This window comes from Mycobacterium heidelbergense (assembly GCF_010730745.1).
Lineage (GTDB): Bacteria > Actinomycetota > Actinomycetes > Mycobacteriales > Mycobacteriaceae > Mycobacterium > Mycobacterium heidelbergense.
Genome location: NZ_AP022615.1, coordinates 4,039,804 through 4,060,519 on the forward strand (window position 1 = coordinate 4,039,804; position 20,716 = coordinate 4,060,519).

Annotated in this window: 23 protein-coding genes, 1 tRNA gene and 1 pseudogene; 14 read left to right on the forward strand and 11 right to left on the reverse strand. The window is 68.0% G+C overall.

The window, feature by feature from the left end; translation table 11 throughout:
* Window positions 1–133 precede the first annotated feature (133 nt).
* The 5 genes from G6N25_RS18900 (at window position 134) to G6N25_RS18920 (ending at window position 2,119) form a co-directional block, all read left to right on the forward strand.
* Entirely contained in the window at window positions 134–736 is a 603-nt protein-coding gene (locus G6N25_RS18900) for a hypothetical protein (protein WP_083074401.1), read from the forward strand.
* 94 nt (window positions 737–830) lie between these two features.
* Window positions 831–1,253 carry a DUF3052 domain-containing protein gene (locus G6N25_RS18905; protein WP_071511770.1) on the forward strand — a complete coding sequence of 141 codons (423 nt, stop codon included), beginning with the start codon at window positions 831–833 and terminating at the stop codon, window positions 1,251–1,253.
* A complete protein-coding gene (locus G6N25_RS18910; RefSeq protein ID WP_083074400.1) occupies window positions 1,253–1,714 on the forward strand; it encodes a peroxiredoxin in 462 nt (153 codons plus the stop codon). The genes G6N25_RS18905 and G6N25_RS18910 overlap by 1 nt, the downstream gene beginning before the upstream one ends.
* 46 nt (window positions 1,715–1,760) lie before the next feature.
* Window positions 1,761–1,835, forward strand: a tRNA-Val gene (locus G6N25_RS18915).
* A 77-nt stretch (window positions 1,836–1,912) separates the two neighbouring features.
* Complete coding sequence (locus G6N25_RS18920; protein WP_083074399.1) at window positions 1,913–2,119, forward strand: hypothetical protein; 207 nt, start codon at window positions 1,913–1,915, stop codon at window positions 2,117–2,119.
* A 70-nt stretch (window positions 2,120–2,189) separates the two neighbouring features.
* Here G6N25_RS18920 and G6N25_RS18925 read toward each other — a convergent pair whose 3' ends face one another.
* The 3 genes from G6N25_RS18925 to G6N25_RS18935 all read right to left on the reverse strand — a co-directional run bounded on the left by G6N25_RS18925 (window position 2,190) and on the right by G6N25_RS18935 (window position 4,301).
* Window positions 2,190–2,762, reverse strand: a complete 573-nt coding sequence (locus tag G6N25_RS18925; protein WP_083074398.1) for a PIN domain-containing protein — start codon at window positions 2,760–2,762, stop codon at window positions 2,190–2,192.
* Between the two features lie 14 nt (window positions 2,763–2,776).
* Complete coding sequence (locus G6N25_RS23630) at window positions 2,777–3,313, reverse strand: helix-turn-helix domain-containing protein (protein WP_083074397.1); 537 nt, start codon at window positions 3,311–3,313, stop codon at window positions 2,777–2,779.
* Between the two features lie 139 nt (window positions 3,314–3,452).
* A complete protein-coding gene (locus G6N25_RS18935) occupies window positions 3,453–4,301 on the reverse strand; it encodes an SDR family NAD(P)-dependent oxidoreductase (protein ID WP_083074396.1) in 849 nt (282 codons plus the stop codon).
* 286 nt (window positions 4,302–4,587) lie between these two features.
* Here G6N25_RS18935 and G6N25_RS18940 point away from each other — a divergent pair, with 286 nt between their 5' ends.
* On the forward strand, window positions 4,588–5,244 hold the full coding sequence (locus G6N25_RS18940) for a TetR/AcrR family transcriptional regulator (protein ID WP_264055856.1): 657 nt from the start codon (window positions 4,588–4,590) through the stop codon (window positions 5,242–5,244).
* Window positions 5,245–5,379: 135 nt separating this feature from the next.
* On the opposite strand, the pseudogene G6N25_RS18945 reads toward G6N25_RS18940, so the two are convergent.
* Window positions 5,380–5,742, reverse strand: a pseudogene (locus G6N25_RS18945) (sodium-dependent bicarbonate transport family permease); the annotation flags it as partial.
* A gap of 342 nt (window positions 5,743–6,084) precedes the next feature.
* On the opposite strand from G6N25_RS18945, the gene G6N25_RS18950 reads away from it, so the two are divergent.
* Both G6N25_RS18950 and G6N25_RS18955 read left to right on the forward strand, forming a co-directional pair.
* On the forward strand, window positions 6,085–8,580 hold the full coding sequence (locus tag G6N25_RS18950) for a plasma-membrane proton-efflux P-type ATPase (RefSeq protein WP_083074395.1): 2,496 nt from the start codon (window positions 6,085–6,087) through the stop codon (window positions 8,578–8,580).
* A 59-nt stretch (window positions 8,581–8,639) separates the two neighbouring features.
* A complete protein-coding gene (locus G6N25_RS18955; protein ID WP_083074469.1) occupies window positions 8,640–9,758 on the forward strand; it encodes an epoxide hydrolase family protein in 1,119 nt (372 codons plus the stop codon).
* 84 nt (window positions 9,759–9,842) lie between these two features.
* Here the strand turns inward: G6N25_RS18955 and G6N25_RS18960 are convergent, their stop codons facing one another.
* Window positions 9,843–10,658 carry an oxygenase MpaB family protein gene (locus G6N25_RS18960; protein WP_083074394.1) on the reverse strand — a complete coding sequence of 272 codons (816 nt, stop codon included), beginning with the start codon at window positions 10,656–10,658 and terminating at the stop codon, window positions 9,843–9,845.
* A 52-nt stretch (window positions 10,659–10,710) separates the two neighbouring features.
* On the opposite strand from G6N25_RS18960, the gene G6N25_RS18965 reads away from it, so the two are divergent.
* Window positions 10,711–11,694: a cobalamin biosynthesis protein gene (locus G6N25_RS18965; RefSeq protein WP_083074393.1), complete on the forward strand. Its 984-nt coding sequence runs from the start codon at window positions 10,711–10,713 to the stop codon at window positions 11,692–11,694.
* On the opposite strand, the gene G6N25_RS18970 is transcribed toward G6N25_RS18965, so the two are convergent.
* Genes G6N25_RS18970 through G6N25_RS18990 form a run of 5 tightly spaced genes read right to left on the reverse strand, consistent with a single transcriptional unit; the run spans window position 11,676 to window position 14,304 of the window.
* A complete protein-coding gene (locus G6N25_RS18970) occupies window positions 11,676–12,482 on the reverse strand; it encodes an SURF1 family cytochrome oxidase biogenesis protein (protein WP_083074392.1) in 807 nt (268 codons plus the stop codon). The two genes, G6N25_RS18965 and G6N25_RS18970, sit on opposite strands and share 19 nt — an antisense overlap.
* A complete protein-coding gene (locus tag G6N25_RS18975) occupies window positions 12,482–12,973 on the reverse strand; it encodes a low molecular weight protein-tyrosine-phosphatase (protein WP_083074391.1) in 492 nt (163 codons plus the stop codon). The genes G6N25_RS18970 and G6N25_RS18975 overlap by 1 nt, the downstream gene beginning before the upstream one ends.
* Window positions 12,966–13,646, reverse strand: a complete 681-nt coding sequence (locus G6N25_RS18980; RefSeq protein ID WP_372506922.1) for an HAD-IA family hydrolase — start codon at window positions 13,644–13,646, stop codon at window positions 12,966–12,968. The genes G6N25_RS18975 and G6N25_RS18980 overlap by 8 nt, the downstream gene beginning before the upstream one ends.
* Complete coding sequence (locus G6N25_RS18985; protein ID WP_158084880.1) at window positions 13,643–14,077, reverse strand: type II toxin-antitoxin system VapC family toxin; 435 nt, start codon at window positions 14,075–14,077, stop codon at window positions 13,643–13,645. The genes G6N25_RS18980 and G6N25_RS18985 overlap by 4 nt, the downstream gene beginning before the upstream one ends.
* A complete protein-coding gene (locus tag G6N25_RS18990) occupies window positions 14,074–14,304 on the reverse strand; it encodes a ribbon-helix-helix protein, CopG family (RefSeq protein ID WP_197745683.1) in 231 nt (76 codons plus the stop codon). Before G6N25_RS18990 ends, G6N25_RS18985 begins: the two co-directional genes overlap by 4 nt.
* Window positions 14,305–14,437: 133 nt before the next feature.
* On the opposite strand from G6N25_RS18990, the gene cobC reads away from it, so the two are divergent.
* The 5 genes from cobC to G6N25_RS19015 all read left to right on the forward strand — a co-directional run bounded on the left by cobC (window position 14,438) and on the right by G6N25_RS19015 (window position 19,082).
* A complete protein-coding gene (gene cobC, locus G6N25_RS18995; protein WP_083074389.1) occupies window positions 14,438–15,469 on the forward strand; it encodes an Rv2231c family pyridoxal phosphate-dependent protein CobC in 1,032 nt (343 codons plus the stop codon).
* Window positions 15,466–16,608, forward strand: coding sequence for a Nif3-like dinuclear metal center hexameric protein (locus G6N25_RS19000; RefSeq protein WP_083074388.1), 1,143 nt, complete (start codon window positions 15,466–15,468; stop codon window positions 16,606–16,608). The genes cobC and G6N25_RS19000 overlap by 4 nt, the downstream gene beginning before the upstream one ends.
* Window positions 16,605–17,342: a zinc ribbon domain-containing protein gene (locus tag G6N25_RS19005; protein WP_083074387.1), complete on the forward strand. Its 738-nt coding sequence runs from the start codon at window positions 16,605–16,607 to the stop codon at window positions 17,340–17,342. Before G6N25_RS19000 ends, G6N25_RS19005 begins: the two co-directional genes overlap by 4 nt.
* Window positions 17,339–18,421, forward strand: a complete 1,083-nt coding sequence (locus G6N25_RS19010; RefSeq protein ID WP_083074386.1) for a bifunctional RNase H/acid phosphatase — start codon at window positions 17,339–17,341, stop codon at window positions 18,419–18,421. The genes G6N25_RS19005 and G6N25_RS19010 overlap by 4 nt, the downstream gene beginning before the upstream one ends.
* Before the next feature lie 130 nt (window positions 18,422–18,551).
* A complete protein-coding gene (locus G6N25_RS19015) occupies window positions 18,552–19,082 on the forward strand; it encodes a TetR-like C-terminal domain-containing protein (protein ID WP_163672481.1) in 531 nt (176 codons plus the stop codon).
* A gap of 2 nt (window positions 19,083–19,084) precedes the next feature.
* Here G6N25_RS19015 and lipY read toward each other — a convergent pair whose 3' ends face one another.
* Window positions 19,085–20,653, reverse strand: coding sequence for a triacylglycerol lipase LipY (gene lipY / locus G6N25_RS19020; RefSeq protein WP_232065844.1), 1,569 nt, complete (start codon window positions 20,651–20,653; stop codon window positions 19,085–19,087).
* Window positions 20,654–20,716: the final 63 nt, after the last annotated feature.

Genomic DNA, 20,716 nt, shown 5'->3' on the forward strand with positions numbered 1-20,716 from the left:
GGCGGTTTCTCCGCTTGCGCGTCGTCCCCCTATCGTGCCGCACCGAGGTTTCGGGCGGGTAGCCGCCGCCCGCCGAGACCAACCCGGCGTGTAATGGGTGGGGCCAAATCGGCACCCGGTAACGTCAGCAGCCGTGCTCATCGGATGGCGTGCCGCCCCTCGCGCGCAGGTGGGGGACCTCCCCAGGCGAGGCGCGCTGGCGCTCGGCTGTGTCGCGGCGGTGCTGATGGGCTTGATCAACGTGGTGGCGGGATGTACCACCGTCACCAACGGCACGGCCACGCCCGATGCGAACGTCGCCCCGGCCTACCGGCAGTCGGTGTCCGCGTCGGTGTCGGCCTCGTCGGCGACGTCGCGCATCCGGGAGTCCCAGCGGCAACAATCGCTCACGACCAGGGCGGTGCGCACCTCGTGTGACTCGCTGGCCACCAGCGCCAAGGACGCGATCGACAAGGTGAATACCTATGTCGCGGCGTTCAATGGGGGCCGCAGCACCGGCCCCGCCGAAGGACCGGCGATCGGCGCGCTGAACGACAGCGCCACCACGCTCTCCTCCAGCTTCAGCGATGCGCTGTCGCAGCAGCTGCGGGACGCGTTCAACGCCTATATCGACGCGGCGCGGGGAGTGGCCAACGCCATCGGCACGCACGCGCCGATACCCGAGTTCAACAGGCGGGTCGACCAGCTCAACGACACCAAGACGAAGGCGCTGAAACTCTGCCTGGCGTCCTTCTGAGGCGGCTCACGAGGCAGGGGTATGGACCGCGTTCTGGCCTGTGTGATGATAATTCCCATCGCACGGCGCGCGGATGGTTTAAGGAGGCTTCACGGTGGTCGCGGCGGATCACGCCCCGAGCTACGCTCAGAAATTGGGCATCCAACGAGACCAGGTCGTCCAGGAATGGGGCTGGGACGAAGACACCGACGACGACATTCGTGCCGCGGTCGAGGAGGCGTGCGGCAGTGAGTTGCTCGACGAGGACAGCGACGAGGTCATCGACGTCGTGCTGCTGTGGTGGCGCGAGGACGACGGCGACCTGGTGGACACCCTGATGGACGCCATCAGCCCGCTGGCCGAGGACGGCGTGATCTGGGTGCTGACGCCCAAGACCGGCAAGCCCGGTCACGTGCCGCCCGCCGAGATCGCCGAGGCCGCCCCCACCGCCGGGCTGATGCCGACCTCGTCGGTCAACCTGGGCGATTGGAGCGCCAGCCGACTGGTGCAGCCGAAGTCCCGGGCCGGGAAGCGTTGATGCTGCCCGTCGGCACCACCGCCCCCGACTTCACATTGCGCGACCAAAACCAGCAGCCCGTCACCCTGAGCTCCTACCGCGGTGCCCGCAACGTCCTGGTGGTGTTCTTCCCGCTGGCGTTCACCGGGATCTGCCAGGGGGAGCTGGACCAGCTGCGTGATCACCTGCCGGACTTCGAAAACGACGACAGCGTGGCGCTGGCGATCTCGGTGGGCCCACCGCCCACGCACAAGATCTGGGCTCTCGAGAGCGGGTTCACGTTTCCGGTGCTGTCGGATTTCTGGCCGCACGGCGAGGTCAGCCAGGCCTACGGCGTGTTCAACGACAACGCCGGCTACTCCAATCGCGGCACCTTTGTTATCGACCGGTCGGGGATAATTCGGTACGCCGAGATGAAGCAGCCCGGTGAAGCCCGCGACCAGCGGCTGTGGATTGACGCGCTGGCGGCTTTACGGGCCTGACGTTTTGGGTGCTTGGCCGCCGGGCGTGTAGCCTGCGGCGGGCGTGGGGCGCGTAGCTCAGTGGTAGAGCTCTGGTTTTACACACCAGCGGTCGGCGGTTCGATACCGTCCGCGCCCACCACTGTTCATACAGGTCAGCGAGACCTGTCTCGATAACGCGCCCAAATACGCGCTGAACATCTCGAAGAGGGCAGTCCAATGGAGAACGATGACATCGCGGCGCATAGCCTGTGGCTCGCACTCATCCTTCTGACTGGAATGGTCGCCGCGGTGTTGGCCGCAGCCGTGTTCTGGCTAGTGAAGGCTGGCCCAGCAGCCGTGTTCACCGCGGGCGACACCACGTTCCTCGGTGTCAGCTCTTTGGGTACGGCCATCCGACGATTTCTCACCGGCATCCGGGACTGACCGGTTCTAAACTGGCGGTCAGCACAACGGATGCGCACGGTATCGCAGTCGGTTTGCGGTAACGGCGGTATCAATCCGCTAAGCGGATGAGATCTGCTGCTTCGCCCATGCCGTATCGGTCCACCAAGCGAGCCAAGATGTCATCGATCGTCAGCGGTGGTGTTGAGAAACGATTCGACATGGCTTGTAATGCGCGGCGAGCGACTTCAGGAGCGGCGGCCACGGTATCGGCCGTGAACTTTGCCGGCGACAGCACTTTGATTTGCGGGGGAATGTTCGCTAACGGGAAATCCCGGCGGTTCTCAGTCACAATGGCGCCCGCTCCACCCACAACGGCGGCTGCCACAACGTGTTCGTCGTCGCGATCCGGCAACCCGAACGCGCCATCGTGCGGCTCCCAGTTCTCGACCGCAGCGTCGTCGAATGCTGTCGACATCTGCTCGATCAGGCGACGCGCCCGATCGGCGGCGACATCCGGCCGTTCGCCTCGCTCGATGCGTTTGCGCGTCTCGTGATATTCAAGTTCGGCCAGGATGGCGCTTGACCAGAGCGGCCTATAGAGGCCTTCGATCGCGAGCGAGAGCAAGAAGTCCCGCTGCAAACTTGGCCACAACACCGAGGTGTCAAGAACAGCTCCGAACACCGATGCCCATGGTGTCAGCTCGGCGTAACCGCATTCCTGCGGCGCGCCGCAACCGCCCGACGAGCTTGGCGTAGCTGTTTTCGGATCACATCCGGATCGTCATCGCTGTTGATGTCCATCGAGGTCGCTGCTAACGCGTCATATTGACGATTGCGGCGCTCTTCGCGATAAGCCAATACATCATCAAGCAGGAGTCGATGCCGATTGCCGATCCGCTCGGCCCGCAGCACATCCTCATTGATCAGCCGAACGACGGTCGGCCGACTTACGCCGAGAAGATCGGCTGCCTGCTGCGTGGTCAAGGTCATGGTTTGCGGCGCAATGGTCACGGCCTTGCCGGCATGAAGCGCCGCAACCACCTTTGTCAGGGCACGATGGATGTCTTCGGGCAGCTCGATGCGATCATGCTCGTCGACGCCGACAAGCGCATAGCTCGGCGAGGCCACCTCGCCGCGACGTCGTTCATGGGCAGCCAAAAAGCCGAGGACCGGAGCAAGCTCCTCCGGATGATCTGGCACAAAGGTCGTGGTCTCGACGACTTCGGCACTCATCACCAAACCCTTTATTCGAACGAATCGAAGCTATTTTCGTAACATTCGAATAATACCTCGTATCTCAGGTTTGGTCCACTGGCCACCCCATCGATCGAGACATATTGCGCGGCCGGCATGACCGCACCGCCGGCCGCGGTCACGATGCGCGCCCTTGGCGTTGTGAGTCGATCCCGGACGTCGGGGCCGCGGCGGGGCCGGCGGCCATGGCCTTGAACAGCATCCGCCCGAACATCGCCGTCATCACTGACCGTGGCAAGAGGTGGCACAGCACGTCGGCCATGCGGTTCATCGCGCCCGGAATGACCAGCGACCTTCGCCCCAACTTCTTCAGCGCGGTACGCACCACCGCCGTGCTGGTCATCATCGGCATGGGCAGCGCACCAAAGTCGATGCCTTCGGTCTCCCGCAGGCCCTCGGTGTCGGTCGGGCCCGGCGCCAACGTCAGCACATCGACCCCGGACGATTTGAGCTCGTAGTGCAGCGCCCGACCCAAGGACGACACATAGGCCTTTGTCGCGGCGTAGTTGGCCGAAAACGGCACCGCTGCGTGACCCACGGTCGAGGCCACCAGGATCAATCCACCGCGCCCGCGGGTCGCCATCATCGCGCCGTAACGGTGGGCCAGTTGCATCAACGCCAGAACGTTGAGCTGAACCGACTGTGACTCGGCGGCGTAGTCGTTATCGACGAACCGGCCGGCCACCATGGTCCCGGCCGCGGCGACGACCAGGCCGACATCCAGGGCGCGGGTGCGGGCCACCAGCTCATCGACGGCTCCCGGCGCGGCCAGATCCAACGGGATCGCCAGCACCTGCCGCTGGGAGCCCAGGTGGTTTGCGAGGGCATCGAGGCGATCCCGGCGACGAGCGACCAGCACCAAGTTGAAGCCGGCGTCGGCGAGTTGAGCCGCGAATTCGGCGCCGAGACCTGATGAGGCGCCGGTGATCACGGCGAATTGACCGTACTTGGCGGGGGTCGTGGTCATGGCTGGGTCCCTTCCGCGGGGCTTGAGCTCCCGCATATTGATCGGATCACGAGTATGATAAAGATTAAGTAGTCCGATTAATTCCCGCCTAGGTTTCGCCGGCCGCTGTACGCGGCGCATGCCGTGTCCGACGACCCGCCTACTGGAAGGCGGCACCAAGGGCCAACGCAGCATCACCCGGCTGACCCCAGACCGGTTGAGCCCGAAGAGTTCTCAATCGACATGAGGCACCCAAACCGTCGCAACCTGGGGTGCTAGAACATCCAGCGGGTAGTGTCAACACACTATGGGTCCGGTGAATTCTAGGTCGACGACGCGCAAGCCCTATCAATCGCGGCTTCGCGCCCAACAGGCAGCGGCAACCCGCCAGCTGGTACTCGACGCCGCGACACGATTGTTCATCGAGCACGGATACGCCGCTACGTCCATCGACGCCATCGCTGACGCCGCCGGGGTGGGCCGCTCCACGGTGTTTGCCGCCGCGGGCGGCAAACCCTGGCTGCTTAAGACGGCCTACGACCGCGCCATCGTCGGCGATGACGAGCCAGTCCCACTGCGAGAACGGCCCCAAGTCCGCCGACTGTTCGAGCTGACCGACCCTGCGCGCATCGTCGACGGTTACACGCGGATCCTCGCCGAGGGCGCACAACGCGTCTCGGCGATCTATCAGGTGGTGGCCTCAGCCGCCGGCTGCGACCCGGAGGTGCATCAGCTATGGGTCACGCTCAGCGATGAACGCTTCGTCGGCGCGGGTCAGATCGCCGACCTCATCGCCAAACGAGGCGGGTTACGCCGAGGACTGTCACGTTCCGCCGCCCGCGACATCGTTTGGGTGTACAACGATCCCGGCTTACACCACGCCCTTGTCGTCTCCCGCGGCTGGGCACTAAAACGCTACCGCGACTGGATCGCTGATTCGCTGCGCCACAACCTTTTAGGCTGACCGCACCTCGGGACGTCGGTCACCGCCAAGCCGGGTGACCAACCGCCAACTCGGTCAAAAGTATCACGGTTTCGTTATACTTTGCCATGGCAACCAAGCCGCCGGTGTGTGGCGATTTAGGCTGCGAAGGCCCAATCAATGGAAGAGGCGGGCGATTTCGATGTAGATCGGAATGCCGATGGTGACGTTGTACGAAAACGTCAGCCCCAGGGATGCGGCTAGCGGCAGCGTCGGACTGGCCTCGGGGATCGCCAGCCGCTGCACCGCTGGGACGGCGATGTAGGACGCCGCGGCGCACAGTACCGCGAACAGGATGTAGGTTCCCGGCTTGAACTCGGTGTGGGTGAGGTGCGCGTAGCCGTGGGCGGCGCTGATCCCAAGCGCGGCAAAGAGGTTCGGCGCCAGCAGACCGAAGATGGTGAAGCGGGCTCCGGCCGCGCGGAGGTCTCTCAACTTGCGGGAGGCCGTTATGCCCATCTCGAGCAGGAACAAGCAGAGCGTATCGAGTCTGGTCGAGGTGAGGGCCGCGCCGCCAAATCGCTTGACGGCGCATGGCCGGCCAACGGCCAAGTTCGATAGCTAGACACAACACATATGCAATGGTTTCTACAATATTTTGTATCCTCATGCAATGATTTCTGAGAGGGTTGTTGTGATTGGACGTCGTCAGGCCTGCGAAGCCGACGCGGTGTGCGCCCGGCCGGGCATGGGTCGGAATGACGTAGGGGCGTTCGGCCCTACCCGGCGGCCGGTGTGAGTGTGAGATTCGAACGCGATACCTCCGGGCGTTCCGCGTAACCGCTCGGTGGTCATTGCCGTACTCGACGTGGAAGGCGGGCGATGGACGCCACCGACAAGGTGACCGAGCTGCCGTTGTCACAGTTACTGGCCGAATTGGACAGTTCCGCAGCGGGTTTGACGGCCGCTGAGGCGGTGCAGCGGCTGCAGCGTTACGGCCCCAACGAGATCGCCGAGCACCACCGCAATCCGGTGGTGGAGTTTCTGGGATATTTCTGGGCGCCGATCCCGTGGATGATCGAGGTCGCATTGGCGTTGTCGGTGGCCGCCCGGCACTGGACCGACGCGATCATCATCGGGGTGCTGTTGGCGATGAACGGGCTGGTGGCCTATTTCGAGGAACACCAGGCGGCCAACGCGATCGCCGCGCTCAAGCAGAGACTGGCGTCGGCGGCACGGGTGTTGCGCGACGGCGCCTGGGTGACGGTGGCGGTGCGCGAGCTGGTGCCCGGCGACGTGGTGCGGGTGCGCCTCGGTGATGTGATGCCCGCCGATCTGCGGGTGCTCGACGACGTCACGCTCGAGGTGGATCAGTCGGCGATGACCGGCGAATCGCTGGCGGTGAGCCGCGGGCAGGGCCAGAGCCTGTATTCCGGGTCGGTGCTGGTGCGCGGGGAGGCCGACGCGCTGGTGTCTGCCACCGGGGCGTCGTCGTATATGGGGAAGACCACCGCGCTGGTGGAAAGCGCGGGAACGGTCAGCCACTTTCAGCGCGCGGTGCTACGCATCGCCAACTACCTGATCGTGATCGCGGTCGCGTTGGTGACGTTGACGGTCGCGGTCTCGCTGGTGCGGGGCAATCCGGCGCTGCAGACCCTCGAGTTCGCGCTGGTGGTCACGATCGCCTCCATCCCGGTGGCGTTGCCGGCGGTGCTGTCCGTGACCATGGCCGTGGGGGCGCGCCAGCTGGCGCACCAAGAGGCCGTGGTCAGCCACCTGCCCGCGGTGGAGGAACTCGGCGGCATCGACCTGTTGTGCTCGGACAAGACCGGCACCCTGACCCAGAACCGCCTCGCGGTCGCCGCCCGCTGGACCGCCCAGGGCGTCTCCGACGACGAGCTGCTCGCAGTCGCAGCGTTGGCCTCGCGCGCCGAGGACAACGACCTCATCGATCTGGCGGTGCTGGCCGCCGCGAACCAACGACCGGCCGCGCAGGTGGACCAGTTCACCCCGTTCGACCCGGTCAGCAAGCGCACCGAGGCGCTGGTGCGCGACTCCGACGGTCACACGTTTCGGGTCAGCAAGGGCGCGCCGCAGGTCATCGCCGCCCTGTGCGACGGCGACGGCGCCGCCGCCCAGGTCGATGGCGTGGTCGAACGGTTCGCCACCCACGGGCACCGATCCCTGGGCGTGGCGAGATCGGACGGCGACGGCTCGTGGCGGCTGATGGGCGTGCTGGGGTTGGCCGATCCGCCCCGCGACGATTCCGCGGCGACCATCTCCGCCGCAAAGGAACTCGGCATCGACGTCAAGATGGTCACCGGCGACCAGGTGGCCATCGGCCGCGAGATCGCCCGCCAGGTCGGCCTGGGCGCGCAGATTCTCGATGCCGCAATCCTGGACGGGGCCACCGACGATGACAATCTGGGCGCCCGGGTGGAAGCCACCGACGGGTTCGCGCAGGTCTTTCCCGAGCACAAGTACCACATCGTGCGGCTGTTGCAGGCCCGCGGGCACATCGTCGGGATGACCGGCGACGGGGTCAACGACGCACCCGCGCTCAAGCAGGCCGACGCGGGCATCGCGGTGGCCGGAGCCACCGATGCGGCCCGGGCCGCGGCCGATGTGGTCCTGCTGGCGCCGGGGTTGTCGGTGATCGTGACGGCCATCGGGCAGGCCCGCGAGATCTTTGCCCGGCTGACCAGTTATGCCACCTACCGCATCGCCGAAACCATCCGGGTGCTGCTGCTGATCACTCTGGCGGTCGTGTTCATGAACTTCTTCCCGGTCACCGCCGCGATGATCGTGTTCCTGGCGCTGCTCAACGACGGCGCGATCCTGTCCATCGCGTACGATCATGTGCGCGGCTCACCCAGGCCCGTCAAGTGGGACATGCGCGGTGTGCTGACCATCGCCACCGCGCTGGGCGTCATCGGTGTGGTCGCGACCTTTACGCTTTTCTTCCTCGCCGACAAGGTCTTTGGCCTCGACCACGACACGATCCGCACCATGATCTACCTCAAACTGTCGGTCGCCGGTCAGCTGACCATCTTCCTGACCCGCACCCGCGGCCCCTTCTGGTCTCGGCCCGCGCCCGCACGATTACTGTTGGGCGCCGTCATCACCGCGCAAACCATCGCCACCCTGATCGCCGTCTACGGTGTGGCGATGACCCCGCTCGGGTGGCGCTGGGCCGGCCTGGTGTGGGCCTACGCGGTCGTGTGGTTCCTGTTTAACGACCGGGTCAAGCTCGCCACTTACCACTGGCTCGATCACCATCCCCGCCGCGGACACCGAAACGTCCTGGCCCCCAAGCCCATTCGACGCCCCGCGAAAAGTCCGCCACACGGCACCGCGCCCATCATTGTGGGGCGTTAGGCTCGTGAGCTATGGCAAGGTCAGGTGCGTGGATGCGTGAACCGCTGACTGGTGAACCCGTGCGGCCGTTTCGCATCGAGGTCGCCGACGGCGTTCTGGAAGATCTGCGATCGCGCCTGGCGCGCACCCGGTGGCCCGAAGCCGAATGCGTGGACGACTGGAGCCAGGGCATGCCGCTGGCCTACACCCGCGAGTTGGCCGATTATTGGGCCAACGAATACGACTGGCGGTCCCGCGAGGCCGCGCTCAACCGCTTCGACCAGTTCATCACCGAAATCGACGGGCTGGACATCCATTTCATCCACCAGCGGTCGCCGCACGAGGACGCCTTCCCGCTGCTGATCACCCACGGCTGGCCCGGCTCAATTGTGGAGTTTCACAAGGTGATTGAGCCGCTGACCGATCCGACGGCCCACGGGGGCCGCGCCGAGGACGCTTTTCACGTCGTGTGCCCGTCGCTTCCCGGGTACGGGTTCTCCGGCAAGCCCGCCCGCACCGGCTGGGGCGTCGAAAGGATCGCCCGGGCCTGGGAGGCGCTCATGCTGCGCCTCGGTTACGACCGCTACGGCGCGCAGGGCGGCGACTGGGGTGCGGCCGTCACGACCCAGATCGGCCGAAACGGCAACCATTGCGCGGCCATCCATCTGAACATGCCGGTCGGCGCGCCGGGGGAGCTCGACAACCCCACCGAGGAGGAGAAGGCGGCCCTGGCCGCGCTGTCCCACCACCGGAAGTGGGGCACCGGCTATTCCAAGCAGCAGTCCACCCGGCCGCAAACGGTGGGCTACGGGCTGGTCGATTCGCCGGTGGGACAGCTGGCGTGGATCGTCGAGAAGTTCTGGGCCTGGGCGGATTGCGATGGGCATCCCGAGAACGCGTTCACCCGGGACGAGCTGCTCGACAACGTGATGCTCTACTGGGTGACCGGCACCGCCGCGTCCTCGGCCCGGTTGTATTGGGAGAGCTTCCGGGCGTGGAGGGGAGGGGCCCGTGTCGAGGTGCCCACGGGTGTGGCCGCTTTCCCCAAAGAGCTTCTGAAGGCGCCGCGGACGTGGTGTGAGCCGAGCTACAACATCACGCACTGGACCGACATGCCGCGCGGTGGCCATTTCGCCGCGTTCGAGCAACCGGAGCTGTTCGTCGGGGACCTGCGCGCGTTCTTCGCGACGGTGCGGTAAACACCCGACGCGCCGAGCGTGCGTGTCTGCACAGCGACACGCCGCTCGACGCGGCATTCTGTGCACGCTCGCGGTGTGGTGGCCCTAGACGATGCGGCGGCCCCGTCGCGCGCGGAATCGCATGTCCCACAGGTAAAGCCGATAGCCGAAGATCCACGCCCGGTGCGGAATCAGCCGATCGGCCACCCGCAGGGCGGCCAGGAGCCACTCGAACCGGCGCTGCTGCCCCCGCGACCAGTCCAGCTGCATCATCGCCCGAAACTCCGGGGCCAGGAAGCCCGTCGTCGCGAAGAGGTTGAACGGCCCCGCCAGCGCTCGCAACGGCCACGGCAGGAAAGCCACCGACGCCACCCCGCGCAGATGCCCGCGCACCGGCGGGTCGATGCGCGCCTCCTCGAGGGAGCGCTTCCAATACTCGTCGAACGCGGCCCGGTCCGGCGGCCACATCCGCTCGGGCACCTGCAGCGTGGTCCCCAACCGTTTGGCGTCGCGATAGACGGCGTCGGCGGTGTCGTCGTCGAGCGGGCCGTGCAAAAACTCGTGCTGGTCAACGAAATAGCGGTACAGGCAGGCGGCCACCCACAGCTGCAATTTGGGGTCGAACGCGTTGTAGGACACCGGGCTCGACGGCGTCGACCGCACCTGCCGATGCGCGACGTCGACGGCGTCGCGGATCAGGGCCCGGTCGGACTCGGTCCCGATGGTCGCGACCGCCAGGTAGGTGCCGGTCGTGCGGGCGCGCTTGAACGGATGCTTGTAGACATTGCCGCTGTCGACGGGGCTCTCCAGCACGCCGTAGCCGACGCCCGGCGACGACAGCTGCATGATCACGTTCGCGGCCGGTAACAGCAGCGCCGCCGGGTTCAGCAGGTCGGCGACCCGGGTTGCGGGCCGCTTCATCGCGAATCTCGCCCCATGGAATCGAGTAGACCACGTGTGAGACGCTGCCGGGGTGTTTGCGACGAGGATCGTCGGCGTGCTGGTCGGCTACCTGGCCGACCTCGCATTCGGCGACCCGCAACGGGGTCATCCCGTCGCGCTGTTCGGCCGGGCGGCCGCGGCACTGGAGCGCGTCACCTACCGCGACACCAGGATCGCGGGTGTGCTGCACGTCGGGCTGCTGGTCGGCGCGGTGACGGCGCTGGGTATTGCCCTCACGCCCCGGGGCCGGCCCTGGTCCGTGGCCGCCGCCACCTGGATATCGCTGGGGGGGACGTCGTTGGCGCGCACGGGGTTGGACATGTCGCGGCTGTTGGAGCGCGGCGACGTCGAGGCTTCGCGACGGCTCCTACCGTCGCTGTGTGGGCGCGACCCGGCGCGGCTGGATGGTGCGGGCCTGACGCGCGCGGCGCTGGAGTCGGTCGCGGAGAACACCTCGGACGCCCAGGTGGCGCCGCTGCTGTGGGCGGCGGTGGGCGGGGTTCCGGGGGTGCTGGCCTACCGCGGCATCAACACGCTCGATTCGATGGTCGGCCACCGCTCCCCGCGCTACATCCGATTCGGTTGGGCCGCCGCGCGATTGGATGATCTGGCCAACTACATCCCGGCCCGGGTAACCGCGGGGTTGGTGGCGGTATGCGCGCCCCTGGTCGGCGGCTCACCGTCGGGTGCGGTGCGGGCCTGGCGGAGGGACGCCGCCCGGCATCCCAGCCCCAACGCCGGTGTAATCGAGGCGGCCTTCGCCGGGGCGCTGGGTGTCCAGCTCGGCGGGCCCACGCATTACCACCACGAGATGCAGATCCGGCCCACCCTCGGCGACGGCCGAGAACCCACGGTGGCCGACCTGAACCGCGCGGTTGTTCTCTCGCGGGCGGTGCAGGCGGCCGCCGCGCTGGCGTGTGGGACGTTGATGACTCTGCGCCCACCAGGCAAAAGTGCGAGTAACCCCCGTGGTCAGCGCAGAATCAACGCGTCCCGCTACCGGCGACGGCCGTAGCGGTCGGCGAGCTTCTCCTCGACGGTCACCGGGGTTGCGGCAACGCGCTGCTTCTCCTGGCGACGGACCCGGATCTCGGAGTAGACGAAGTAGCCCAGCCCGATCGGCGCGAGGATGCCGAACGAAATCCACTGGATGCCGTAGGAGAGAAACGGTCCGGCGTCCAGGTGGGGGATGCCGATCACGCCGAGGCCGCCGGGTTGGTTGTCGACCAATTGCAGGTAGGACCCGGTGAGTGGGACCTTGGTCAACGCCGCGATTTGGTCGGTGTTGATCGAATACACCTGCTGCACAGCATCTCTGACGAACGGATCCTTGCCTGGAGCAATGGGCTCGGAGTCGCGCAGCCGTGCCGTGATGGTCACCGTGTCGACCGGCGGGCGGGCGATCGCAGGGACGTGTGACCCCTCCGGCCGGACGAAGCCGCGGTCGACCAGCACGGTGGGCCCGTCGTCGACGACAAACGGGGTGAGCACCTCGAACGCCGGGTCCCCCTCGACCACCCGCAACCGGGCCAGCACCTGCACGTCGGGCAGGTAGTGCCCGGTCGCGGTCACCCGGCGCCACTGCGCATCGGCGGCCGACGAATCCTGCTGGGGCAACATGGTTTTCAGCGGCACCGGCGGTGTGTTGAGAGAGTGCTCGATCTGCCGGTTCTCCCGTGACGTCCTGGTGTTCTTTCCCAACTGCCAGGGCGCGAGCACCATGAAGCACAGGTAGGTGAAGGCGATCACCACCAGCGCCAGCGCTATCCAGCCCGGCCGCAGCAGAAAAGCCAAACGCCGCATCAAGTCCCGCCGTTCCGGGCGAGTCGTTCGTCGACCCAGTCATGCAGGCCGGGTAGGGCGGCCGCGATGACGGTGAAAACCCTTTCGAAGTCCTCGGGGTCGCCGTAGTACGGGTCGTCGACGTCGAGGACGTGGGCACCCGAGCGCGGGTCGAACGACCGCAGCATGCGGATCCGGTCGTCGTCGACGCCCAGTTGCCGCAGCATCCGAACGTGGTTGCGGCCCAACGCCACCACCAGATCGGCCGACAGGTGGTCCTCGTCGAGCTGGGCGGCGCAATGGTCGGCGGAATAGCCGTGGGCGCGCAGCACACCGGCCGCCCGGTCGTCGGCGCAATTGCCGACGTGCCAATTGCCGGTGCCCGCGCTGGTCACCCGCACCACATCGCCCAGGCCGCGTCGCCGCAGCTGGTCGGCGAACATCTTCTCGGCCATCGGCGAACGGCAGATGTTGCCGGTGCAGACGAACGTGACATGCAATGCGTCAGACACCGAGCGCCCTCCGCAGCTCGTCGACCGTCGCGACATGCGTCACGTCGGCAAGGTCACCGAAGTCGTCCCGCCCGTAGCCCCAGCCGACCACGACGGTGTCGATGCCGTGCGCGGCCGCGCCGTGCACGTCGTGGCTGCGGTCGCCGACCATGAGCACGCGCTCGGGCAGCGGCGCCAATTGTTCCAACGCGTGGGCCAGCACGTCGGCCTTGGAGCTGCGGGTGCCGTCGGTGGTGGCGCCCGCGATCACCTCGAAATGCCGGTCGAGCCCGAAGTGGGCGAGGATGCGCCGGGCGGTGGGTTCCGCCTTGGAGGTGGCCACGGCCAGCCGGACGCCGGCGGCGCGCAGGTCGGCCAGCAGCGGCTCGACGCCGTCGAACAGGCTGTTCATCGCCCAGCCCCGGGTCGTGTAGTCGGCCCGATAGGCCGCGATCGCGTCTTCTCCGAGATCCATCGAACGGAAGGTCTCGTGCATGGGCGGGCCGACGATCCGCGCGGCCAGGTCGCCGTCGGGCACCGCGGCGCCGACGTGGCCGAGCGCGTGGCGGAAGCTGGCCACGATCCCCTCCGCCGAGTCGGTGAGCGTGCCGTCGAGGTCGAAGATCACCAGCTGGGCCTTGGTGACGCCAGGGCCGCGCGGAGAATCGACTCCGGCCGAGATCGTGTCTGTCACGATTCCCATTGTCCCTGACGGCTGGCCCGGACCTCCACGAATCCGGCCGCCGCGAAGTCCCGGTCGAAAGCTAAAGCCTCGCGCAGACGCCGGTCGCGCATGACGCGAAAACTTGTCGCGTCGACAAAGGAATACACCCGCTCATCGTCCTTACGGAGCCAGTCCCAGGCTGCGGCTTCTTGGTCCTCGCTAACCCGGTGCACGACGAGGCGTTCGGCGCTGCTCAGAGCATCGAGCCGGTCGAGAAAGGCCAGCGCGGTCCGGTGGCTGTCTTTTCGGCGCAGAAACGTCCAGGTCTCGCCGGCAACGAGGTTGGTTGTGAGGATTTGCTCAGACCGCCCCACCGCCCCGAGCATGGCGAGCGCGTCGCTGTGCCGAGCATCCCCGGGCAGCGCCCATGCCACCCACCAACCCGTGTCAGCGAATTTCACGTGCCATAGATGACATCGTCGATCTCGCCCGGTTCCACCGAGACACGGGCGGAGCCGAATCCGGCAAGCGAACGCCAAAGGTCGTCCTTGGGCTCGCCGAGCGGCGGCGAAAGGACGGCACCGAGTCCCAGCCGTATCAGCTCTGACTTGGAAATGCCACGTCGGCGTGCTTCGGCGGCGGCCAGCGCGTCGAGTTCTTCGGGGAGCGTGATCGTGACGGTCTTCACCGTCCCCACCATACATATCTGCCGTTACGTTGACTACATATAGCGGTTGTTGGCGGCTGGCCGCGGCATGGCCCCGCAGGCTCGGTGTGCTCTCGATGCCACGCTCGGTTGGCGGCGCACTAGTGTTTCACGGATGGCGACTCTCAACCCGAGCCCGCCAGCGGCGGCGCGCTATCACGGCGATCAGGCCGTCGCGCCCGGGATGCTCGATTTCGCCGTCAACGTCCGCCACGCGCAACCGCCGGAGTGGCTGCTGCGGCGGCTGGCCGCGCGGCTGCCCGACCTGGCCCGTTACCCGAGCCCCGACGACGTGCGCCGGGCCCAGGACGCGGCCGCCACACGACACGGCCGAACCCGCGATGAGGTGCTGCCGCTGGCCGGGGCGGCGGAGGGGTTCGCGCTGTTGCCCAACCTGCGTCCGGCGCGGGCGGCGATCCTCGCGCCGTCGTTCACGGAGCCGGCCGTGGCGCTGGGCGCGGCCGGGGTGCCCGTCGAGCATGTCGTCCTCGAGCCGCCGTTCCGCCTCGACGACGCGCGCGTGCCCGACGACGCCGACCTGGTCGTGGTGGGCAATCCGACCAACCCCACCTCGGTGTCGCACGCCCGCGAGCAGCTGCTCGCGTTGCGCCGGCCCGGCCGGATTCTGGTGGTCGACGAGGCGTTCGCCGATTCGATTCCCGGCGAGCCGGGGTCGTTGGCCGGCGATCCGCTGCCCGATGTGCTGGTGCTGCGTAGCCTGACCAAGACGTGGGCGCTGGCCGGGCTGCGGGTGGGCTACGCCCTGGGCTCACCGGAGGTGCTGGCCCGGTTGACCGGCCAGCGCGCGCACTGGCCGGTGGGCACGTTGCAACTGACGGCCATCGCGGCGTGCTGCGAGCCGCGGGCGGTCGCCGACGCCGCGGCCGGCGCGCTGCGGTTGGCCGAGGTGCGCGCCGAAATGGTGGCCGGCCTGGCGTCGGTGGACGCCGACGTGGTCGAGGGCCGGGCCCCGTTCGTCCTGTTCCGCACCCCGGACGCCGTCCGGCTGCGAAACGGCTTGGAGCGCAAGGGGATCGCCGTTCGACGGTGCGACACGTTCGTCGGTTTGGACGAGCGGTATCTGCGGGCGGCGGTGCGGCGCGAGTGGCCGCTGCTGGCCCGGGCGATCGCGGAGGTGCGCCGGTGAGCGTGCGGCTGGCCGACGTGATCGAGGTGCTGGACGAGGCGTACCCGCCGCGGCTTGCCCAGCCGTGGGATTCGGTCGGCCTGGTGTGCGGCGACCCCGACGACGCGCTGGACTCGGTGACCGTTGCGGTCGACGCGACGCCGGCGGTCGTCGACGAGGTTCCCGACGCCGGCCTGCTGCTGGCGCATCACCCGCTGCTGTTGCGCGGGGTCGACTCCGTGGCGGCCAGCACGCCGAAGGGTGCGCTCGTGCACCGCCTGATCCGAACCGGGCGTTCGCTGTTCACCGCCCACACCAACGCCGACTCCGCGTCACCGGGCGTGTCCGACGCGCTCGCCGACGCCCTTGGCCTCACCGTCGAAGAAGTGCTCGAACCCCTCACCGCCGCGGGCGATCTCGACAAGTGGGTCGTCTACGTGCCCCGCGAAAACGCGGAAGCGGTGCAGGCGGCGGTGTTCGAGGCCGGCGCCGGCCACATCGGCGACTACTCGCACTGCAGCTGGAGCGTCGGCGGCATCGGGCAGTTCCTCCCGCACGACGGGGCCACGCCCGCGGTGGGCAGCGTCGGGACGGTCGAGCGGGTGGCCGAGGACCGGTTCGAGGTCGTCGCGCCCGTGCGGGCCCGCGGCGCCGTGCTGGCGGCGATGCGCGCCGCCCACCCGTACGAGGAGCCCGCCTTCGACATCTTCGCGCTGGTGCCCCCGCCCAGTGACGCCGGGTTGGGCCGCATCGGTGTGCTGGCGCGCCCGGAGCCGTTGCGCAGCTTCGTGTCCCGGGTCGGGGCCGCGTTGCCGAAGACGTCGTGGGGCGTGCGCGCGGCGGGGGATCCCGACCTGCTCGTGTCGCGGGTCGCCGTCTGCGGCGGCGCCGGGGACTCGCTGCTGGCCGCCGCGGCCGGCGCGGACGTGCACGCCTATGTCACGGCCGATCTGCGGCACCATCCGGCCGACGAGCATCGCCGGGCCTCCAATGTGGCCCTGATCGACGTGGCGCACTGGGCGAGCGAATTCCCGTGGTGCGGGCAGGCCGCCGACATCCTGCGGTCCCGCTTCGGCGCGGCGCTGCCCGTGCGGGTGTGCACCATCCGCACCGACCCTTGGAATGTGGAGTGTCACGGCGACGGGGGAGGATCGTCATGAAAGTCGATGTAACACAGCAACTTTCGCTGCTAGAGCTGTCGAAGCTCGATGCCGAGCTGTCCCGCATCGCGCATCGGGCCACCCATTTGCCGCAGCAGGAGGCCTGCGAGCGGGTCCAGGCCGAGTACAACGCCGCCAGCGACCGGCTGGCCGCGGCCCGGATCGCGTTGGAGGACCTCGACGCTCAGGTGTCGCGGTTCGAGTCGGAGATCGACGCGGTGCGCCAGCGCGAGGAACGCGACCGGTCGCTGCTCCAGTCGGGCGCGACGGACGCCAAACAGCTGTCGGATCTCCAGCACGAACTGGAGACCCTGCTTCGCCGCCAGACCAGCCTGGAGGATTCCCTGCTCGAGGTGATGGAGCGCCGCGAGGAGCTTCAGTCGCAGCTGGACGCCGAGCGCGGCGCGGTCGAGGCGCTGCGGTCCGAGCTGGACGGCGCGCGGCGGGCCGTGGATGCGGCGTTGGCCGAAATCGACGAGGCCCGCCAGGCGCATTCGTCCCGGCGCGACACCCTGGCCGCGACGCTGGATCCCGCGCTGTCCGCGCTCTACGAGCGGCAGCGCGCCGGGGGAGGGCCGGGCGCCGGGCCGCTGCTCGGGCATCGGTGCGGTGCCTGCCGGATCGAGATCGGCCGCGGCGAGCTGTCCCGCATCTCGGCCGCCGCCGAGGACGAGCTGGTGCGATGCCCGGAATGCGGCGCGATCCTGTTGCGGGTCAAGGGATTCGAGACATGAAGGTCGTCATCGAGGCCGACGGCGGGTCGCGGGGAAATCCCGGACCGGCCGGGTACGGCGCGGTGGTGCGCTCCGCGGACCGCTCGACGGTGCTGGCCGAGGCCAAGCAGGCCATCGGCGTCGCGACCAACAACGTCGCCGAATATCGAGCCCTGATTGCGGGTTTGGGGGACGCCGTGAACCTGGGCGCGAGCGAGGCCGAGGTCTTCATGGATTCCAAGCTGGTGGTCGAGCAGATGTCCGGGCGGTGGAAGGTCAAGCATCCCGACCTGATCGACCTGCACGCCCAGGCGCGCACGCTCGCGTCTGGGTTCGACCGGATCAGCTACGCGTGGATTCCCCGGGCGCGCAACTCGCACGCGGACCGGCTGGCGAACGAGGCGATGGACGCCGCGGCCGGCAACGCCAAGCCAGCGAAAGCCGTTGCCGCGCAGGACAAGGCTTCGCCCGGATGGACCGGCGCGCGGGGCACGCCGACCAGGCTGCTGTTGCTGCGGCACGGGCAGACGGAGTTGTCGGCGCAACGCCGCTATTCGGGCCGCGGCAACCCGGCGCTGACCGATGTAGGGCGGCGGCAGGCCGCGGCCGCGGCCCGGTATGTGGCGCACCGCGGCGGGATCGCCGCGGCGCTCTCCTCGCCGCTGCAACGGGCCTATGACACCGCGGCGGTGGCCGCCAAGGCGCTGGGCCTGGACGTCACCGTCGACGACGACTTGATCGAGACCGATTTCGGGGCCTGGGAGGGGTTGACGTTCGACGAAGCGGCCGAACGCGATCCGGAGCTGCATCGCCGCTGGCTGAGCGACACCGGCAGCACGCCGCCGGGCGGTGAGAGTTTCGACGCGGTGCTGGACCGGGTGCTGCGGGTCCGCGACCGGATCACCGGCGAACACCAGGGCGCGACGGTGTTGGTGGTGTCGCACGTGACGCCGATCAAGATGCTGCTGCGGCTGGCGCTGGACGCCGGGCCCGGCATCCTCTATCGGCTGCACCTCGACCTGGCCTCGTTGAGCATCGCCGAATTCTATTCCGACGGAGCGTCTTCCGTTCGTCTGGTGAACCAGACGGGCTATCTCTAGCGTGTCGACGATGCACGCCGGGAGGCGGCGCGAGCGGCCGGGCAGTCAAGTCCGGCGGCATTAAGGAGACTTCGATGGGGTCGTCTCAACCACCCGACGAACCTGCCCCGCCGATATCCGGGCGCGGGTGATGCCGGCGGTGCTCGACGAGTTGGCCCGTTGGGGTGTCGAGCGATTCAGCGTCGAGGCGCTGGCGGAGCGCCACCGCCTGGACGCGGCAATGATCTACCGCTACTGGGGCGATCGGCAACGGCTCATCGTCGATGCGGCCCTCGCCGACGTGGAGGCCCTGAGTGCGGCGACGGACACCGGCTCGCTGCGCGGAGACCTACAGGCGCTGGCCCGGAACGTGACCGATCGCATCAACGCCGAGGTGGGCCGCACGTTCTTGCGGGCGCTGGTGATGGACCGTCGTGGGCACCACGACGAGGAGACCCGAATGATGTTCTGGCGGGCGCGCTTTGCCGTCGTGCGCGCCGTCATCGATCGGGCCAGGCAACGCGGCGAATTACGCCAGGGCGTCAACACGCTGGCCGCCGTGCAGATCGTCCTCGCGCCGCTGAACATTCGCGCCCTCTACTCCGACGCCGCCGTCGACGACGAATACTGCGCGGCCATCGCCGATCTGGCATGGCGTGCGATCAGGCGGGAACCGCAGTGAGGTCAGATGCCGAGTTCCTGGTCGATCTGCGGCCAGTATTGGGGACCGTCCACGGTGAGGATGATCCAGTCGTGTATTTCGCCGTTGGCCAGCACGAAGTTGAACGGTGCCCCCGCGGCCACGGCCTCTTGCTGGAGGACAAGCACGTCGGGCGAGAGTATGTCCAAAGAGCCGGAGTAGACGGTTGTCGGCGGGAGCCCGCTGAGTGACCCATTCAGGGGGCTCACCATGTAGTTGCTCACCGGAAGACTGCCCGCCCACACCTTGCCGAGTGCCTGCGCGGGCCCGACGGAGAGCAGCGGGTCCTGAACGTACCCGATATTCGGATTGGTCATCGCCAGGTTCAGCCATGGCGACAGCAGAACCATTGACGCCGGCACGGGATCACCCTGGGCCACCATGTATTCGGTGGCCGCCAGCGCGAGGTTGCCGCCCGCGGAGTCGCCGATCACGCTGACGTGCGGGGCCCCATAGGCGGCGATCTGCGTGGAGATGAAGCCGGCCATCTGGGGCACAACCGTGGCGGCGGTGCCTCCCTGCTGCAGCAACGGGTAGATCGGCACCTCGATGGTCGCGCCGGTCTGATAGGCCATCACCGTGTAATCGAGCCAGTGGAAGAGCGAGGGTGGGAACACAAACGCGCCACCGTGAATGGCGACCACGTAGTTGCCGGACGGATGAGCGGGCGTGATCTGCAGGACGGGCATCCCGTTGTAGGTGGTGTGCTGGACCGTCTCGCCCAGCAGCAACGTCAACAGCTGCGGCGGGGAGTTGCCAATAAACAGCCCGAACAACGGATTGTTGCCGGTAAACAACGAGAGGAGCGGCGAATTCAGCAGTCCCGTTTGGGTTTCGAGCCCGGGGAACAAACCCAGGACGTCTTTTATCGGCCACAGCGCGGCGACCTCAAACCTGGTTGCCAGCGACGGCGTGCCGCTGAAGGTCCCCGCTTGCGTCGCCGCGAATGGCGGAGCGGCCGGTGACCCGAAGATATCGGCGAAGAGCGTGTGGGCCGTCCCGGTGATCACCGTGGCGAGATTTGTGGGCAAACCCTCCAGTGCCTGTCCCCACGATTCCAACTGGGTGACCGCCGCCGACGCGCTGAGGTGATACCCGCTCATCGCGGCGACGTCCTGGGCCCACATCTGCTCGTATTCGGCCTCGGCGGCCGCGATCGCGTGGGCGTTCTGACCGAACAGGTTCGAGGTCACCAGCGACACGAACTGGCCGCGGTTGGCCGTGATCACTCCGGGGTCCACGATCGCTGCCAGCGCCGCCTCGTACGCGCTGGCGGCCGCCCGGGCCTGGGCCGCCGACTGTTCGGCCTGCGTGGCCGCCCCTCCCAGCCAGCCCAGATACCGGGCGGCCGTGTTCGCCATGGACGCCGACGCCGGACCCTGCCAGGCCTGGCCCGCCAAGTCCGAGGTCACGGAGCTGAATGCGGTCGACGCCACGCTCAACTCGCTGCCGATCACGTCCCAGCCCGCCGCCGCCTCCAACATCGGGTCCGAACCCGGTCCATCGAGCAGCAGCACCGAATTGACCTCCGGCGGCCACACCGAAAAGCTCACGACTGCTCCCCTCGATCAGCCCCAACGTACATCGCCCAACGCCTTACACACTGGCCAATCGCT